Source organism: Mesorhizobium sp. M7D.F.Ca.US.005.01.1.1 (assembly GCF_003952545.1).
In the GTDB taxonomy this organism is placed as follows: Bacteria; Pseudomonadota; Alphaproteobacteria; order Rhizobiales; family Rhizobiaceae; genus Mesorhizobium; species Mesorhizobium loti.
In genome coordinates this window covers 5,872,113-5,890,088 of sequence record NZ_CP034453.1, presented here as the reverse complement: position 1 = coordinate 5,890,088, position 17,976 = coordinate 5,872,113, and the positions used below count along the sequence as shown (strand labels likewise).

At 63.2% G+C, this 17,976-nt stretch carries 14 protein-coding genes; 9 read left to right on the top strand and 5 right to left on the bottom strand.

Annotated elements, in window-relative coordinates; translation table 11 throughout:
• Nucleotides 1-10: 10 nt before the first annotated feature.
• Nucleotides 11-3,181, bottom strand: a complete 3,171-nt coding sequence (gene uvrB / locus EJ076_RS28725; protein WP_126070153.1) for an excinuclease ABC subunit UvrB — start codon at nt 3,179-3,181, stop codon at nt 11-13.
• 125 nt (nt 3,182-3,306) lie between these two features.
• A complete protein-coding gene (locus EJ076_RS28720) occupies nt 3,307-4,905 on the bottom strand; it encodes a DUF2778 domain-containing protein (protein ID WP_109659834.1) in 1,599 nt (532 codons plus the stop codon).
• 516 nt (nt 4,906-5,421) lie between these two features.
• Between EJ076_RS28720 and EJ076_RS28715 the strand changes: the two genes are divergently transcribed.
• From EJ076_RS28715 to EJ076_RS28705, 3 genes are all read left to right on the top strand, one after another.
• On the top strand, nt 5,422-6,291 hold the full coding sequence (locus EJ076_RS28715) for a protein-L-isoaspartate O-methyltransferase (protein WP_126070152.1): 870 nt from the start codon (nt 5,422-5,424) through the stop codon (nt 6,289-6,291).
• Between the two features lie 105 nt (nt 6,292-6,396).
• Nucleotides 6,397-9,102 (top strand): hypothetical protein, encoded by a 2,706-nt coding sequence (locus EJ076_RS28710; protein ID WP_126070151.1) that lies wholly within the window; start codon nt 6,397-6,399, stop codon nt 9,100-9,102.
• Complete coding sequence (locus EJ076_RS28705) at nt 9,102-10,034, top strand: hypothetical protein (RefSeq protein ID WP_126070150.1); 933 nt, start codon at nt 9,102-9,104, stop codon at nt 10,032-10,034. Before EJ076_RS28710 ends, EJ076_RS28705 begins: the two co-directional genes overlap by 1 nt.
• Here EJ076_RS28705 and EJ076_RS28700 read toward each other — a convergent pair.
• On the bottom strand, nt 10,031-11,287 hold the full coding sequence (locus tag EJ076_RS28700; protein ID WP_126070149.1) for a hypothetical protein: 1,257 nt from the start codon (nt 11,285-11,287) through the stop codon (nt 10,031-10,033). The genes EJ076_RS28705 and EJ076_RS28700 overlap by 4 nt on opposite strands.
• A gap of 106 nt (nt 11,288-11,393) precedes the next feature.
• Between EJ076_RS28700 and EJ076_RS28695 the strand changes: the two genes are divergently transcribed.
• Together EJ076_RS28695 and EJ076_RS28690 are read left to right on the top strand one after the other, a co-directional pair.
• Nucleotides 11,394-12,452, top strand: a complete 1,059-nt coding sequence (locus tag EJ076_RS28695) for a CapA family protein (protein ID WP_126070148.1) — start codon at nt 11,394-11,396, stop codon at nt 12,450-12,452.
• A gap of 83 nt (nt 12,453-12,535) precedes the next feature.
• A complete protein-coding gene (locus EJ076_RS28690; RefSeq protein ID WP_245462906.1) occupies nt 12,536-13,486 on the top strand; it encodes a hypothetical protein in 951 nt (316 codons plus the stop codon).
• Between the two features lie 17 nt (nt 13,487-13,503).
• Here EJ076_RS28690 and EJ076_RS28685 read toward each other — a convergent pair whose 3' ends face one another.
• Nucleotides 13,504-13,995: a DUF2314 domain-containing protein gene (locus EJ076_RS28685; RefSeq protein ID WP_126070146.1), complete on the bottom strand. Its 492-nt coding sequence runs from the start codon at nt 13,993-13,995 to the stop codon at nt 13,504-13,506.
• 13 nt (nt 13,996-14,008) lie between these two features.
• Complete coding sequence (locus EJ076_RS28680; protein ID WP_126070145.1) at nt 14,009-14,329, bottom strand: hypothetical protein; 321 nt, start codon at nt 14,327-14,329, stop codon at nt 14,009-14,011.
• A 110-nt stretch (nt 14,330-14,439) separates the two neighbouring features.
• Between EJ076_RS28680 and EJ076_RS28675 the strand changes: the two genes are divergently transcribed.
• From EJ076_RS28675 to EJ076_RS28660, 4 genes are all read left to right on the top strand, one after another.
• On the top strand, nt 14,440-14,682 hold the full coding sequence (locus tag EJ076_RS28675; protein ID WP_126070144.1) for a DUF1344 domain-containing protein: 243 nt from the start codon (nt 14,440-14,442) through the stop codon (nt 14,680-14,682).
• A gap of 234 nt (nt 14,683-14,916) precedes the next feature.
• Nucleotides 14,917-16,539 carry an FAD-binding oxidoreductase gene (locus EJ076_RS28670; RefSeq protein WP_126070143.1) on the top strand — a complete coding sequence of 541 codons (1,623 nt, stop codon included), beginning with the start codon at nt 14,917-14,919 and terminating at the stop codon, nt 16,537-16,539.
• A gap of 97 nt (nt 16,540-16,636) precedes the next feature.
• Nucleotides 16,637-17,260: a hypothetical protein gene (locus EJ076_RS28665; RefSeq protein WP_126070142.1), complete on the top strand. Its 624-nt coding sequence runs from the start codon at nt 16,637-16,639 to the stop codon at nt 17,258-17,260.
• Nucleotides 17,261-17,365: 105 nt separating this feature from the next.
• The gene (locus tag EJ076_RS28660) at nt 17,366-17,896 is read left to right on the top strand and encodes a dihydrofolate reductase family protein (protein WP_126070141.1); all 531 of its coding nucleotides are present in this window, start codon (nt 17,366-17,368) and stop codon (nt 17,894-17,896) included.
• The last annotated feature ends 80 nt before the right edge of the window (nt 17,897-17,976 follow it).

Genomic DNA, 17,976 nt, shown 5'->3' with positions numbered 1-17,976 from the left:
CTGCAGCTTCCTACTTCCCCGGCCGTCCCGTCTTGCCCGGCCGGCGTTTTTCACGGCTGGCGTCGCCTGGGTCTTCGTAAGAACCGATGCCGGCGCGTTGGCGGACGATTGGTTTGCCGTCGCGTTCCTTCGCGCCTCCCTCTGTCTTGCCGGACATCTCCCCCACTTGGGGGGAGATCGGCTGTGGCTTGGCCGGCACTTTTCCCTCGACCGGCTTTTCGGTCCGCCGCACCGTCATCTCGTCCAGCGAATTCTTTTTGAACAGCGGCTTGGCCGGGTCGCCCGGAATGCCGAAGTCGGAGCCGTGTGCCTCTTCGGCGGACTGTTTCTTGAACAGCGAGCGCGACACCGCACCAGCCGGCGTCGGCATGTCGGTGCCCGGGCCCATATCGTCAATCGAGGGTTTCGAAAACAGCGGTTTCTTCACCGGCACCGCGCCATCGGCGCCCATCTCGTCGAGATCAGGCTTGCGGAAGAGGTTGGGCCGGGCAGCCCTGGCCGCCTCTTCGGCGGCGCGTGCTTCGTCGAACTTGCGGAAACGCTCCTGCTCCTCTGCTGTCCGATGTTTGGCCACGCCCTTGTTGTGCTTGCCCTTTTCGCGGCCTGAGGCGGGACTTTCCATGTCGGCATATTTGGCCAGCGGGTCTTCGGAGATGGACAGTTCCATCTCGCGCAGCCGCTTGATCTCGTCGCGGATGCGGGCTGCCTTCTCGAAGTCGAGATTGGTGGCGGCATCGCGCATCTGTTTCTCCATCGCGTCCAGATGGGCCTTCAGATTGTTGCCCATCATGGCGCCGGCGCTGTCGGTGAACTGAGAGATGTCGGCGCGGACATGATCCTTCTCGTAGACCGAATCCAGAATATCGGAGATGCGCGATTTGACCGATTCCGGCGTGATGCCGTTGGCCTCGTTCCACTCCACCTGCTTTTCGCGGCGGCGGTTGGTTTCGGCCATCGCCCGCTCCATCGAGCCGGTGACCTGGTCGGCATAGAGGATGACCTTGCCGTCGACGTTTCTGGCGGCGCGGCCGATGGTCTGGATCAGCGAGGTTTCCGAGCGCAGAAAGCCTTCCTTGTCGGCATCGAGAATGGCGACGAAGCCGCATTCGGGAATGTCGAGGCCTTCGCGCAGAAGGTTGATGCCGACCAGCACGTCGAAGGCGCCGAGGCGCAGATCGCGCAGGATCTCGATGCGCTCCAGCGTGTCGATGTCGGAGTGCATGTAGCGGACGCGGATGCCTTGCTCGTGCAGATACTCGGTCAGGTCCTCGGCCATGCGCTTGGTCAGCACCGTGACCAGCGTGCGGTAGCCGGCCTTGGTGGTGTCGCGGATTTCGCCGACGACATCGTCGACCTGGCTCTTGGCCGGACGCACCTCGACGGGCGGATCGATCAGCCCGGTCGGGCGGATGACCTGTTCGGCGAAGACGCCGCCAGCCTGTTCCATCTCCCAGCCGCCCGGCGTCGCCGAGACGGCGACGGAAAGCGGGCGCATGGCGTCCCATTCCTCGAAGCGCAGCGGCCGGTTGTCCATGCAGGACGGCAGGCGGAAGCCGTATTCGGCCAGCGTCGCCTTGCGACGAAAGTCACCTCGATACATGCCGCCGATCTGCGGCACGGTGACATGGCTTTCGTCGATGAAGACCAGCGCATTGTCGGGAATGTACTCGAACAGCGTCGGCGGCGGATCGCCCGGCTGGCGGCCGGTGAGATAGCGCGAATAGTTCTCGATGCCGGCGCAGGAGCCGGTGGCTTCCAGCATTTCGAGGTCGAAGCGGCAGCGCTGCTCCAGCCGCTGCGCCTCCAGCAGGCGGCCGGCGCGTTCCAGTTCCACCAGCCGGTGCTTGAGCTCTTCCTTGATCGACTTGATCGCCTGGTTGAGGGTCGGGCGCGGCGTCACATAGTGCGAATTGGCGTAGATCTTGACGCTTTTCAGCTCGCCGGTCTTCTGGCCGGTCAGCGGATCGAACTCGGTGATCTGCTCGATCTCGTCGCCGAACATCGAAATGCGCCAGGCGCGATCTTCCAAGTGGGCCGGGAAGATCTCGATCGTGTCGCCGCGCACGCGAAACGAGCCGCGGACGAAGTTGATGTCCTGGCGCTTGTATTGCTGGGCGACGAGATCGGCGAGCAGAGCGCGCTGGTCGAGCCGGTCGCCGATCTGCATCTGGAAGGTCATCGCGGTATAGGTCTCGACCGAGCCGATACCGTAAATGCAGGACACCGAGGCGACGATGATGACGTCGTCGCGCTCGAGCAGCGAACGCGTCGCCGAGTGGCGCATGCGGTCGATCTGCTCGTTGATCGAGGATTCCTTCTCGATGAAGGTGTCGGTGCGCGGAACGTAGGCTTCCGGTTGGTAATAGTCGTAATAGGAGACGAAATACTCGACGGCGTTTTCCGGGAAGAATTTCTTGAACTCGGAATAGAGCTGTGCCGCCAGCGTCTTGTTCGGCGCCAGGATCAAAGCAGGGCGCTGCGTCTCCTCGATCACCTTGGCCATAGTGAAGGTTTTTCCGGAGCCGGTGACGCCGAGCAGCACCTGGGTGCGGTCGTTGTTGTCGACGCCTTCGACCAGATCTTTGATCGCGGTTGGCTGGTCGCCGGCCGGTTCGAAATCCGACACCATCTTGATGGTAATGCCGCCTTCGGATTTTTCCGGGCGGGCGGGGCGGTGCGGCGTCCACAGCACACCGTCCTTGTGCAGCGGATTGCCGGATTCGATCAGCGCCGACAGCGCGGCCACCGTCGCGGTGACGCTGCCCGAGGCCATCGTCTCGGCGTCTTCCAGCGAGATGTCGAGGCCGGCGACCGGATTGAGGCCGGCTGCCGTGCGCTCCCTGGCCGTTGCCGCGCCACCCATCGAGGTGCCGCGCGAACTGCGCCCCGGCGAGCTTGAGCGCTCGGGTATCTTCTTCGACGGCTTCGGCGATTTGCCGCCGTCGCCCTTGCCGACGAGACGTCCTTCCTTCTCGGCTTCCTGCTCGATCTGCTCGGCCCAATCCGCGATCGAACCGGTCAGCGGTGTGCCCGACAGTTCCGGCTGCGGCATCTCGGCGAAGCCGCCTCTGTGCAGCGGCTCCGAGGCGTCGAGGAAATCGGTCAGCGGACTGCGCCGCTTCGGCGCGGCGCGGTCGTCATTCGCCGTCGGCGGCGCTTTTTGATCGGGAGATTTGGCCATGTCCCGAATATGGGATTTCCTGGCCAAAATGGAAAGAGTGGGATGAGGTGAGGCGCCTCGCCGGATGCGGCTCCTGACAGAAGGCTGTCAGGAGGAGACAATGGTTGCGTGCCTGCCCAGGAGGATCAGGCGCCGCGTGCGTTGTCCGCCGCCACGCGGGTCGGCGATCCGTTCAGGCGCGGCACCACCACGAGGCGCTTGATTTTGCCCTTCTTGAAGGCGGCGAGGAAGCGCGCATAGTCCTTGAAGGCGACGCAACCGCTCGACTGGGCGTAGCGGCCCCGAAGCAGGTAGGTATGGGCCAGCAGGCCGTCGCGATTGTATTTGTTGCGGCCATCGACCGGTGTCAGGCGCAAGGCCTCCACACCATGAAAGCGCGACTCGCGCAGCGACAGATTGTAGGTGTTGGGCGGTGTCGGTCCGCGGTTCTTCTGGTTGGCATAGCGAGGCTGGTCCGCCATGGGGCCGATGCCCGAATGCGCCTCGAGCCTCGAGCCGTCAGGCATGTAGACGGTGCCGGCGCTGATGTCGTAGACGGCGACGCCATTGCTGGCTCCGCTGCTGGACCCTGGCGAGTTGAACAGGTTCCTGAATGCCTTGCCGAGGCCGCCCGAAGGCGTGTCCGGCTTGGCATAGGCCAGCACATTGCCGCCATCGGCCGGTCGGCCTTGCCGCGCCGGCTTGGTCGGCTGAGCCTGCTGGACGGTCTCGCGCGCCGGCTTCGGCTGCTGGACGGGCTTGGACTGCTGCTGCACGACCTTGGGCTGCTGCGGTGCGTCGAATTGCGGGCGGCGGGTCGGCAACGGCACGTCGTCGGTGAGCGCGTCCGGCAGCGAGGCGGCATCGCCGGGTTGGTCCTGCTGGGTTTCGACGGGCGAAACCGCGACGTCAGCCGACGATTCCTCGATCGGCAGCGGTGAGGCAAACGCCTCGTCGTCGACCGGCAGCGACTCCACGAGGGCAAGCGCCAGCTGCGAATTATCTGGCGTCTCCGACTGGGCAAAGCCTGTCGGTTGCGGCGCGGTCTGCACGACCACTGAGCCGGTATCCAGCCGGGCGAAGCGTTCCGCCGCCGGAGCCGGCATGTCATCCGACAGGCTGGCCATGACCTGGACGGATGGCACCAGCGACGCCTCGGCAATTTGCGGCGCGACCCTGGAAATGACCGGAAGTGCGGGTGTGTTGGCTGCCGGGGCAGGCTTGCCGGCACTCGCGAAGACAGCGGCGAGCTTCATCGGCGACAACGACGCTTCCATGCGTTCGAAGCGTTCCTGCGATTTCGATTTTGCAACGGTGGGTACGGGCTTTGCCTTCGCCACAAGGCGCTCGGATTTCTCCGCCAGGGGGCTCACCTCAGCCGGTTTGAAGCAGCTGGCGCCGCATTGAACGGCCTGGTCATGCAGCGCCTGAGCGCCGCCATGGGCATTGGCCAGCACGAAGGGTGCTTTCAAGAAATGCTGTTTCAGCGGATCGACAAGGGCGAGCGATCCCGACATCGACAGCGTCTGCGGCAGGCTACCCGAGGTCGCCGACAGCGAGGCGCCGACGGAGCTGAGGCCGGCCATGGTGCCGATCAGCCACAGGCCGATGGCGGTGCTGGCGCAAGGCAATGCGATCCAGCGGACGACCCGGCCAGTATTGAAGGAAGGGGAACGCGGGGCATCGACGAACTCGCCGCCTTCACGCTGGTCCCGGATTATTTTTTGTTTACTCGACAACGCCATGCAACCAATCTCGCTCCAATCGGTTTCCCCCGTACGTGGCCTTGTGAGCCGCGACGACCATTCTGCGAGTGATCCCAGGTGGTCCCCGACGCGTTTGCCGCGCCTGTCGTTGGTTGCCGATTGCTTCAAAATATGGACAAAGTTGGTTAATCAATCCCTCTCAAAACCAACGACGAGATGTGGATTTGGGCCAAATGAGGCTTCGTCCACAGCCAGGAAAGTGGTGTTGTCGCCCTTCCGACGCAGTTTTGCTGCCTGTTTTTGACGGCCGAGTCAAGCAAAACAGCCCTTGCTAATTTTTTTCGCAGTGCCCTGCAGTTGTACCTGTAGCGCAGCGACTGCCGATAGGAATTGCCTAAAAAGGCGCTTGGCGCCCGCAAAACTGTTGCTCGCCTGCCACAAATTCGCTGCCCGGACTGGCGCTTCCTGAGGGCCATTGACTCGTTTTGGGAGGCGGTGCAATCGAATTGAAGTGCTTGGTTTTGGGTGGCAAAGGCCACTTTGGGAGACTTTTCCATGAGGCGTCGGGACTTCTTGGCGCTGTCGGCGGGTGCGGCGGCGTTTTCCATTCTTCCGGGCGTCGCCAGGGCTGCCCTGCCAGTGCCCTACGATCGGAACGCCGAGGTGCCGGTGAACGACAAGAAGGCGTTCATCGAGTGGATGGTAGCCAATCGCGGCGAAGATCCGAAGTTTCTGGCTGAGCGATTCGATCGCTTCCAGATCATGGTCTACAACAAGGACGTGCTGGACGACCGCAACAAGCGCGCCTTCCTTTCCACACCGCGTGAAGAGTTCGTGCTGCCGCAGAATCTGGGGCGCGCCTATGATCACGCCTTTCTCGATATCGGCTATGGCGTGACCATTTCCGGTCCGCATCTGGTCGGGCGCATGACGACGGTCATCGACGTGCAGTTCGGCGAAGCCGTGCTCGAGATCGGCACCGGCTCGGGCTACCAGTCGGCCTATCTGGCCAATCTCACCGACAAGGTGCACACGATCGAGATCATCAATCCGCTGGCACAGCGCACCCGCCGGACCTATGACGCGCTGATCGAGCGCGGCTACAGTGTATTCGGCTCGGTCACCAGCCGGAATGCCGATGGCTATTACGGCTGGGAAAGCGTCGGCCCATTCGACAAGATCATCGTCACCTGCGGCATCGACCATATCCCGCCGTCTCTGTTGCAGCAGCTCAAGCCCAATGGCGTCATGGTCATCCCGGTCGGCCCGCCGGGCGCGCAGCATGTGCTCAAGGTGATCAAGCAGCAGCTTGCCGACGGCACGTTCAACATCGTCCGCTCGGATATCTACAATGGCAAGGTGGTGCCTTTCGTGCCCTTTACCAAGATGGAAGGCGACCAGATCGTCGGGACGCATAACAGCTGATTTGGCTATGCCGTGACGGCCTTTGTTTGTCGCAGGTTCTTGTCGCAAAACCGTGGGACACTTTTGCAGAACCTGCTGAGCTGAACCACCGCATCAAGGGGCCTCATGGCAGCCGTCGCATCGACCTCTCGACCAAGTATCGCCTCGCTTGAGGCGCCGCGGCTCGCCCACTATCTCGCGGTCGGGTTGATCGCCGGCGCCATCATCGCCTTGCAGATATCGGTCATGCGGGTGTTTGCCGTCGGCAGCTGGTCGCATTTCGGGTCGCTGGTGGTCAGCCTCGCCATGCTCGGCTTCTCGCTGTCCAGCGTCGTCATCTTTGCCGGCAAGGACTGGTTCGACAAGCACTGGCAAGGGGCCGCAACCGCCGCCCTGCTGCTGATCGGCCCGCTTGCCGTCGCCTCCAACCTCGTCGCCCAGACGGTGCCGTTCAACGCCATCTTCCTGGTCTCCGACCCCGAGCAGAAATGGCGGCTGCTGGCCAATTTCCTGCTCTACCTCCTGCCGTTCCTGGCCGGTGCGTTCTTCCTCGGCATCGTCTTCCTGAAAAGCCGCACGGCCTTTGGCCGCGTCTATTTCGCCGACCTCACCGGCTCGGGGCTCGCAGGCCTCGTCGTTCTGGTGTCGATGTATCTGTTTTCGCCGGAAACCATCATCGTCGTGCCGCTGCTGTTGTGGGCCGCCGGTTCGCTGCTGTGGTTCTTGGCCTTCGGTGCCTGGAAGAGCGTTGTCGCCGGCGTGGTCGTGGCAGCGCTGTCGATCGCCGGTTACCTCATGCTGCCCGGCCTGCTCGGCATCCCCGACATCGCCGTGTCGCAGTACAAGGGCGTCGCCTATGCCCGCAACTTCCCGGACGGCAAGCGCATCTACCGCAGCGTCTCGCCGTTCGGCGACCTGCAGGTCTATGCCAGCTCCTACATGCATTTCGCGCCGGGCCTGAGCGACAATGCCGCCTTCGGCATGCCCGAGGTTCCCGCCAACACCTATGTCGGCATGTATCGCGACGGCGACGGGCCGGAAGGCATCATGCGCAACCTGGCGCCGGCCGAGCAGGTCTATTTCCGCTATCTGCCGATGCACTACCCCTATGTCATCAAGGCTAGACCCAAGACCTTCGTCGTGCAGTTCGGCGGCGGCATCTCCACGCAGGCCGCGCTCGATGCCGGCTCGACCTCGGTGACTGTCGCCGAAAGCAACCCGATGACCTTGCGGGCGTTCCGCGACCCCATCCTCAGGGATGTCACCGGCGACATCCTGGCCGAGCCGCGGCTCAAGGTGATCGACTATGACGGGCGCCTGTTCCTGGCCAACACCGCTGAGCGCTACGACGTCATCGACCTCAGCCTTGCCGACAGTGTCGGCCTGTCCAATCCGGGCGGCTTCGCCATCTCGGAGAAGTATGCCTACACGCACGAGGCGATGCTGAGCTACATGCACGCGCTTGCCGATGGCGGCGTGCTGTCGGTGACCTTGTGGAACAAGGAAGAGCCGCCGAAATCGGTGCTGAAGCTGTACTCGACCATCGCCGAGGCGGCCCGAACGTTCGACGGCCAAGGTGCCGCCAACGACATCTTCGCCGTGTCGAGCTATCTCTCGACGACGACGGTGCTGTTCAAGCGCGGCGGTTTCGCCGAGGCGGAAATCAAGACGCTGCGCGACTACACCAGGTCGATGTCGTGGGAGGAGATCTATTACCCCGGCATGGCCTATGACGGCTCGACGGCACAAAAGATCCTCGACGACTATCGCGCCTCGATCTTCGGCAGCGGCGAAGACGCGACGCTGACCCAGCCCGCCGCCGACGCGACGGCGCCGGCCGATCCGACCGCCCCAGCAAATCCCGACTGCGATCCGACGGCGCCCGCCGATCCGACGCTCGATACCTGCGCGGGAGCTGGTGGCGACGCCGGTCCGCAGGTGCTGCCGGCGACGGCGCTGGAGCGCATGGCCTGGCACGCGCTGCTGACCGGCGGCTGGGAGAAGCTCGCCAGCGACTATGTCTTCGATGCACGTGCGCTGAGCAACGACCAGCCCTACTTCGCCGCCTATGTGAAGGTCGCCGACCTGCCGCGGACGCTGGACAGGCTCGACCTGTTCCAGGACGACTGGGGCTATCTGCTGATCTGGGCGACGCTCGGCATCGCCTGCATCACGGCCGCGTCGCTGGTGCTGCTGCCGGTCCTTTTCGGCTGGCGCATCGTGTTCTCGCGCTCGCGTGGCAAGCTCGGCACCATCCTCTATTTCGCTTGCCTCGGCCTTGGCTACATCATGGTCGAGGTCGGGCTGATAAGCCGCTTCACCGTGGCGCTGGCCAATCCGACCGTATCGGCTTCGGTGCTGATCTCGTCGATGCTGGTGTTTTCCGGCCTCGGCAGCCTGTTTGCCGAGCGCATTTTTGACCGCGCCAGGACGCTGCTGCCTGTGGTGCTCCTGGCGATCTGCGTGCTGCTTTTGGCGTACGGCTTCTATCTGTCGCCGGTGCTCGACTGGATCGGCGCCTATCCCTATGCCGTCCGGCTGCTGCTCTGCTTCCTCCTGGTGTCGCCGCCTTCCTTCCTGATGGGCATGCCGATGGCCACCGCCATGACCTGGCTGGCGCGGCTGGGCAAGGAGCATCTGTTCGTCTGGGCCTGGGGCATCAATGGCTGCTTCTCGGTCATCGGCTCGGCCGCGGTGCCGATCGTCGCCACCAGCTTCGGCCTCAGCGCGGTGCTGCAATGGGCGGCGATCGCCTATCTCGTCGCCATCCCAGCCTTCTTTGCGGTGCTGTTGCCGGCGAAGGCGCCTTCTGTCCGGCTGGTGACGGCCTGATGCCCGACCGGCGCGCCATCGTCGCTGGTTTGCTGGCCACGGCGGCATTTCCGGCGGCGAGCCAGGGCGCGCGTTTGCGCAAGGCGATATCGACGATCGTGCCGTTCAAGACATCGCCCTTTCCTTACCGGGGCAAGCTGCCAGACGGTTCCGGGCCGTTTCTCGACGTGACCGCCAATGGCCGGCATGGCCACACCTCGCCGCGCGGTGGCATCTATTGGGAAGACGAGACCTATTCCGACCGTAGCACGCTGCTGGCGGTGCCTCGGGGTTTCGACCCCGCCAGGCCGGCGGTCATCGTGGTGTTCTTCCATGGCAATGGCGCGACCTTGCAGCGCGATGTGGTCGGCCGCCAGCGGGTCGTCGCCCAGGCCGAGGCGTCCGGCCTCAACGCCGTCCTGGTGGCGCCGCAATTCGCCAGCAATGCGCAGGATTCCAGCGCCGGCAATTTCTGGACGCCGGGCTATTTTGCCGGGTTCATGACGGAGGCGGCCCATGGCCTAGCCAAGCTGACCGGCGCCAAGGCGGCGAAATTCGACGCCATGCCGGTGGTGCTGGTCGCCTATAGCGGCGGCTACAACCCGGCCGCCTCCGTGCTCAGGAATGGCGACGTCAGCGGCCGGCTGCTCGGCGTCATCCTGCTCGACGCCGTGTTCGACGAAGCCGATATTTTCGCGGATTGGATCGCGCGCCACAGGAAGAGTTTTTTCGTCAGCGCCTATGGCCAGTCATCGGCCTCCGGCAATGCGGAGATCCGGCAATTGCTGGCGAGCCAGGGCATCGACGTCAACTCGGACCCGCCGCGCCACCTCGAAGCCGGCACCGTCGCCTTCCTCGCCTCGGATGCAGCCCACGACAGTTTCGTCACCCGCGCCTTCGTCGGCAATCCATTGCAATGGCTACTCGGTCGGCTGCACGGTTTTCCGCGCTAGTTGAACCAAAGCGCAAAAGTCAGGAACCCGCCGCCGCCGAACTGGCGCTGGATCTGGTCGAAATCGTCGCTGGTCAGGATCTTGCCGCTTTCGAGATAGGGCGCGATGGCAGGGCCGGTGATCGACAGCACCAGGTCGAAGTTTTTTGGCTCGTCGAAGAAGCGCTTCATGTTGATGCCCTTGCCGGTGATGCGGAAATGCGGCAGCAGCGTGCGGCCTTCGAGCAGACCCTCGGCCATGGTCAGGGCGGCGAGCCAGGCCTGGACCTGCTCTTCGCCAACTTCGAGGCCGGTGAGCGGGTTTTCGCCCTTCTGCTGCGGGCCGGGCAGCCATTCGCGGTCATTGTCGGTCTCGGCGCGGATCGCCTTCCAGTCCTCGCGCGACAGCCGGATCATTTCGAGCAGGTGGCGGCGCGCCGCTTGCCGGCGCTCCGGTTCAACCACCGGCCAGTTGACGAGATGCACCAGCGAGATGAAATCGGCGATGCGCCATTCCGAGGCGAAGATGCTGCTGCCCATGTCGCCGGCCGGCGGCACGAGAATGTCCTGCAACGGCAGCTTGGCGCGCGGGAACAGCATGTGGAACGAACCGTCGAAAGTGCTCCTGAAATCATGCGCCAGCCAGAAATCGGCCTGCGCCATCAGGAACTCGGCATAGCCTTGTAGCCAGAAACCGTCGGCGCGGTCGAAGCGGAATGTCAGCGTGGGGGCGGCGGCGTCCGACGAGATGCCGCCGCGTGACAACGAGGCGATGATCGCCGCCATGCTTTCATCAGGCGCGATGGTGCCGTCCTCGTTGAGGTCGATGCCGGTATGGGTGAGGTCGATGACCATGCCGATATCGGCGTCTGCCGGCACCGACGCAAACGTGGCGGCGGATTTTTCGAGCCGGTCGCGGAAAGCGACCAGGATGGCGCGGAATTGCTCATAGGTCAGCGGCTCGGGGTTGGCGTTGTCCGGCACCGGCAGCCGCATCAGCGGCAGCATGAAGGATTGCGGGCTTTCGAAACCATGGCGGTGCAGGCCGCTGGCCAGTATCTCCAGCGCGGTGAAGAACTCGCCGGCCCCGGCCGCATAGGCCGATGCCGGGTCTTTTGGCGCGGCGGCTTCCAGCGTCGAGAGAGCGGTGTCGCGCGCAGCCACGGTCTTTGCCTCGAACAAGGTGATTGCCGCTTCGGGCATTGCCGCCGAGGCGGAAGACAGCGGCACGATCAGCATGAAAGCGGATGTCAGCAGGCCTGCCAGTCGTGTCATCTCTTCCCCCAATATTTGTCGCGCAGAGCAAACATACACCATTTGCAGCGCCGCGCTTCAACCCGCCCCGCGGACGGTCTACACAGGGCAAACAATTGGGCGCCGCGTGTCGAACTATCCGCTTTCCTACAAGCTGTCCTGGCTGCCGCGTTTCCTGAAGCCGTCGCTGGCCGGCGACGCACGAGACTTTGCGCCGATGGCGGGAACGCTGATGGATCCGCCGCCAAGGCAGGCGGTGCGACTTGCCTTCGTCGGTGACATCTCGGCTGTGGCCAATCGCAGTGCGCCGGGCTGCGATCCGGAGATCAAGGCACTTCTCGGCGCTGCCGATCTGGTGATCGGCAATTGTGAAAGCCCTGTTGTGGACAGAGCAAGTGCGGCGCTGGGCACGAGGCTCGGCACGCATCACGCGATGAGCGAGCGGTTCCTGGCCGAGGCGCTGGCGGTGGCGGGTATTTCGCGCGAAAAGCTCGTGCTGTCGCTGGCCAACAACCATGTGCTCGACCAGGGCGTCGCCGGTTTCGACGAGACGGTCGCGGCGCTGCAGCGGCTCGGCATCCGCACGGTGGGCCTCGTTGCCAACGGTCCGGTGGTGCCTGTCCAGGTCGGACCGCTTGATATCGGCTTTGCCGCCTTCACGCTGTGGCGCAACGCCGATGAAAGCGTGTTCACGGGGCGCGTATCAATGGACAGTGATCCGGCGCGTTGGTCGCGCGATGGTGTCGATCTTCTTTGCGCCGTGCCGCATTGGGACTGGGAGTTCCGGCATTTTCCGCGCGCCGAGACGCGGGTGCTGGCCAGGCGGCTGGCCGGACAGGGCGTCGGGCTGATCGCCGGCCATCACGCCCATGTCGTGCAACCAGTGGAAAAGATCGACAGGACGATCGTCGCTTACGGGCTCGGCGATTTCCTCGGCACCGCCTTCGCCCGCCAGCCATGGCCCGGCCGCATCGGCGGAATATTTGTCGTGGATGTCAGTGTCGATGCCGGCTCCCGGGGCGCCATTGCGTCTTACCGGCTGCATCCCTTCATGCGCCTGCGCGCCGGCGACCACGAGCGGCTGCTGTTGGTGGAAGGGATGGAGGGGCGAATGCGCGGCAAGGTCGAAGCTCGGTTGAGGGCGGTCTTTCCTTCCTCTTCAAGCGAAGAGGGCGTCACCGCTTAACCGTCTGGCGGCCCTTGCAAAACCGACTATCATGCGACGGCAGAGGCAGGCTTGCGAGGGTAGCGGTGGAAACAGCGGATTTCATGCCTGGTGAGGCTGACATCGCCAGCATCCGGAAAGACATCGAGGCCTATGAAGCGGCCAGGGCCTCGGCGGTTCGGCAGGTGCGCTGGCGGGTGCCGCTGTTCGTCGGCCTGGTGCTGGTGGCCGTGGTGCTGGTCGCCTGGCTGTTCAACAAGGTCGCCGACCCCAACGAGCAATGGGTCTCGACGCCGCATGTGTTTCTCTATGTCATCGGCTTCGCGGCTTCGATCCTGCTCTATTTCCAGGCCAGGAAACCGGCGACGCGGCTGCAGCAATCGTTCCGCGAGACGCTGCTGCCGATCATCTTCGGCTTCATCGCGGATATGCGCTACCAGCACGGCGTGACGCCGAATTCCTTCGACCGGCTGCCGCGCACGGCGGTCGGTCCGTTCAACCGGCAGGCGTTCGACGACATCGTCGCGGGCCGCTATGAGGGGTTTCCGTTCGAGCTCTACGAGGCGCATCTGCGGGAAGGGTCGGGCAAGGGCTCGTCGACAGCCTTTCAAGGCGTCATCGTCGCTTTCGAGACCATCGCGCCGTTCCCCGGCATACTGGTGGCGACGCGGCGGACCAACGCGGTGATCAGCTTCTTTCGCGGCATGTTCGCCGGCAAGCTGCAAGAGCTGTCCAGCGGCGACGCGGCGCTCGACGCTGCCTACGAGTTCCGCACCGACAATGTCGGGGCGGCACAGCCACTGGTGAGCGGCCGGCTGGCGCAGGCGCTGAAATGGCTTGGCGAGACCTGGCCGGACGACCCGGCCCGCGTCGCGCTCAACGGCAGCGATGGTTTCCTGCTGCTGCCCCAGACGAAGAACTTTTTCGAGCTGCCGGATATTTCGGTGCCGCTCGACTACACCACACATGTCGCGCCGATGATCGCCGACATGGGCGCGATGCTGGCTACGGCGGCACTTGTGCGCAAGATCGGCGGGAGGGACGAGGCAAGCTAGTCCGGCCGGGCATACGATCAACAATCGTAACCGGATTTGTCGCGCAAATAGTCCGCTTCTTCCTGCGACATTCTCTTGAACATCACGCAGACGGTGAAGCTGCCGACTTGCCGCCCGTCGCGTCTGTATCCCCAGTCGGAAACATCGTCCCTGGTGAATTCTATGTTCTGGCCGAGGACGACATTGCGCACTGCTTCCGGCTGGTTTGCCAATATGCCGACGAAGCCGGTTTCCGTGCGCCGGAACGGGATGACCCAGAAGTGCTCGCTGACATTCCCATCTAGCACCTCGACCTTCAATTTGAACCTGTCCGTGCCTGAGGGCGGCGCTTCGGCCAGGGCCAGGAACTCATCCAAGCTGGCAAGCGCCTTCGCAGTCGCTACCGCCATCTCGGGATCGTCCTTAGCAAAGATAACCGTTTTGTCGCCTGGGTCCGTGGCTTGTGCGCCGGCCAATCCTGGAGCAAGCGCAAGCATCAGGGACATCATGGTCCGGACTGCAAGCTTCATGGAAGGCCCCCCTTCATCGTAACGGCGCACCATCCGGCATCCGTTCCCGATTTGCAACCGGAGCGCGAATTTCATCCACTTCGGAGTGGCGAGTTTGAGCTGATCCATGAAACAAAATGTGTAGAGATGATCGGTCGGCAGTCTGTTTCGTGATGCCGATCGAGACGGATTGCGGCGGCCGCGCCGTGATCGAAACCGCCCGCCACAATCCGGCTAAACGACTCTTTTCGCGGACAGAAGTGGGCTCGTCGGGGGAGCCGAAGCGGCCGGAAATGATGTCGGCAGCAAGCAATGTGTCGGAATTAAGCCTATGATATTGTTTGCGAAAATTCACCCAACGTGATTTGCGGAGGGAGCGCTTTCCGTTCCAGTTTCGGGCCGTCCGGTGCTGTCGTTTGCCAAGGCGGTGGTCCGGAAAAGTGAAACAGCACGGAGTGCTTACCCATGAAGAAGACCCTCGCAACCACCGCCGCTCTGCTCGCCTTCCTCGGCACCGCCTATGCCGCGACCGTTCAGGGCACCATCCAGGCCGTCGACCCGACGACCAAGTCGATTACCCTCGACGACGGCAAGATCTACCAGCTGTCGCCGGAAGCGATGATCGGGAAACTGAAGGTCGGCGCCAAGGTGGCGGTGACCGTCGATGACAAGACCGGCATCGTGACGTCGATCAAGAAGGCTTCGTAAGGCGTGAGCGTCGTGCGTCGGCGGACCTGCTGACGCAGTTTTCAGACCCTGTTCCACTCCTGGCCGGTCCCTTCGGGATCGGCCACTTTCATGCTTCGCCCCTCAATGCCCGGAGTGCGGGATGAGGTCTTCCGGCTGGATACCCCAAGGATGGCTGGCGGGACGCTGTCCAGGCACCATCGCTATGGTTTTTGCCAAAGAGCCGCGCTATCCCTTGGCCAACGGGGGATATTCATGGCTGACGAACAAAAAGGGTTTCGCCTGTCGCGCAGGCTGCTGCTGGGTGCGGCTGTCGTCGGCGGCGCGGTGCTGTGGGGCGGCACCACGGTGGCGCGGCTGGCGCGCGGACCTTCGGGACCAAAGAACGCCGGCCGGATTGCCGATATTGACGGCATCGCGCTACCACTGAAGCCACTGGAGAATGCGCCGGCCTTCGATGCTTCGCTGCCCTGGTCGGCCAAGGGCGGCGACATCAACGATGCCAGCGGTCTGTCGAGGACGCCGGTCTATGGCGTCGTCGAGATCGGCGAGGAAGAGCACATCGCCAAGGCGCTAGCCTTCGCACGCGCCAACGGCTTGAAGGTTTCGCTGGCCGCCATCCGCCATTCGATGGGCGGGCATGCCTTCGACGACAACGCGCTGGTGCTCGACCTCAGAAAATTCAACAAGGTGACGGTGGATGCGGCGGCGAAGACCATGACGCTGCAGCCGGGTGCACGCTGGCACGACATCCAGAACCTTCTGCATCCGCACTTCGCGGTGAAGGCAATGCAGTCCACCGACATCTTCTCGGTCGGCGGCTCACTGTCGGTCAATGCGCATGGCATGGACCATCAGGCGGGTTCCGTGGCGGGTTCGATCCGCTCGATGCGGGTGATGCTGGCCGACGGTTCGGTGACGACCTGTTCGCCCACCGAGAACACCGATCTGTTCCGCCACGTCGTCGGCGGCTACGGCCTGTTCGGCGTGGTGCTGGAGGCCACGCTCGATATCGTCGACAACGCCGTCTACCGCACCTCGCGCGAAATCATCAAATCGGACGATTTTCCAAAATTCTTCGCCGAGGTGCTGGAGCCGAACAAGGAGATCGGCCTGTTCTACGGCCATCTGTCGACGGCGCCGGGCAATTTCCTCGAGGACATGATCGTCTACCGCTATGACAAGGTGGCCGATCAGCCGCCGGCTGACCAACCAGCGATTGGCGAACCGGGATCGGTCGGGCTGAAACGGGTGATCATCAACCTGGCGAAATGGGGCAGCCTGTTCCAGGAGCTGAAATGGTTCACCGAAAAGACGCTGGAGCCGAAATTCGAAAGCTGCACGGTGGCGCGCACCTCGGCCATGGCGGAAGGCGAGGCCTGCCTCGTCACCCGTAACAACCCGATGCATGATTCGGTGCCCTATCTCTTCAACGATCAAATGGATGAGACCGACATCCTGCACGAATATTTTATTCCACGCGCTGCATATAATCCATTCATCACGGAAGCCCGCGAGATCCTGCGCAACCAGACGCTGCCGGTGCTCAACGCCTCGGTGCGCATCGTCCACAAGGAGGATGTGGCGCTGACCTACGCACCGGAGCCGGCCTATTCGCTGGTGCTCTACATCAACCAGCCGACCGATGCCGACGGCAATGCCAGGATGCGGGCGCTGACCCGAGCGCTGATCGACGTGACGATCAAGCATGGCGGGCGCTTTTTCCTGCCCTACCAGCTGCATTACACGGCCAAGGAGTTGCTGGCCTCCTATCCCGAGCTGCCGGCCTTCCTGGCGGTAAAGCGGCAATATGACCCTACGGAACTGTTTTCCTCGACCTTCTACCGTGCCATCAAGGCGCTGAGTGGGGTGGCGTAAGAAGCAGTTCCGGGAAAAGTGTGACGCGGTTTTCCCGGGAAAAGCGCGCAGCGCTTTCCCTAGGGAACTGCTCAAGAATAGAGCAGGAGAACAAGCCATGCGGATGGTATCAGCGGCGGCACTCACCCTCATCGCGCTGTGCGCTGGACCGGCCGGGGCCGAGGATCTCAAGGCCTTCAAGCTTACCATCGACGGCGTGACGATCGATATCGATCCCGGCGAGAGCACTGATGTGACGCTGCCTGGCGGCAAGCACAGCAAGGTGACGCTCGAGCGCAACGACTTCGCCACCTTCTCCGGCAGCGATTTCTCCTTCGTCCATCCGAGCAATATTTCGGTGACCAAGACCGATCTCGGCGAGAACATCACGCAATATCTGATGGCGTCGGCGCTGGGCACGATCGTCGTCGTGCAGGAATATGGCAAGATGAATCCGGTGTCGCTCAACCAGCTGATGCTGCAGGAGATGACCAAGGAATCGGTGCAGGCCGGTGCCACGCTGACGCAGCAGCCGACGACGCGCAAGCTCGCAGACGGCAAGGAATTGACCGGCATCCGCGCTCAGGTGAAGACACGCACCGACACCGCCGATTTCGAGATCGTCGGCTTCGGCCGGGCCGATCAAGGGCTGCTGTTCATCACCCGCATTGCCGGCGAGGACGCGGCGACTGAAAAGCCGCTGATCGACAAGTTCTGGCAGAGCCTGAAAGTCAAGCTATAGGAGACCAGGGTCGTGTCTCAGCTTGGATTTCGGCTGGAGGTCCACACTTTTGCGTAACGGCGGCCCACGTTATTCTGACGATCCGGGGGTTGGAGGTCCTACAGCATGGCGAAGCTCATTTTCAGAATGAACCAGTCTCTCGACGGCTATGTCGACCACCTGAAAATGTCGTCGGGCCCGAGAATCTTTCGTCATTGGATAGAGCAAGTGCGCGACTTGGCCGGCAGTGTGTATGGTCGCGGCATGTACGAGGTCATGCGTTATTGGGACGAAGACAGTCCTGAGTGGAGCGCGGAGGCGCACGAATTCGCGGCGGCGTGGCGGAGCCAACCGAAATGGGTTGTGTCGCGCTCGCTGAAGTCGGTCGGCCCCAACGCCACACTTGTCGAGAATGACGTCGAGGCGGTGATACGTGGGCTGAAGGCTGAGCTCGTTGGGGAGATTTCAGTTTCTGGACCAAACCTGGCGCGAAGCCTGACCGACCTTGGTCTTATCGATGAGTACCAACTCTACTTCCATCCATTCGTGCTTGGTCACGGCAAGCCATTCTTCGCCGGCCCCCGGTCGCCGCTTCGCTTTGTGGCCAGCGATATGATTGGCGACGACGTGATCAGGTTGACCTATGTGCCTGCCTAATGACGCAACTCGCCCAGGGGTTCACGTCGAGGGACTCATGAATAGATGAATAGCTCGCAGATGGAGAAATATGTCTGGGC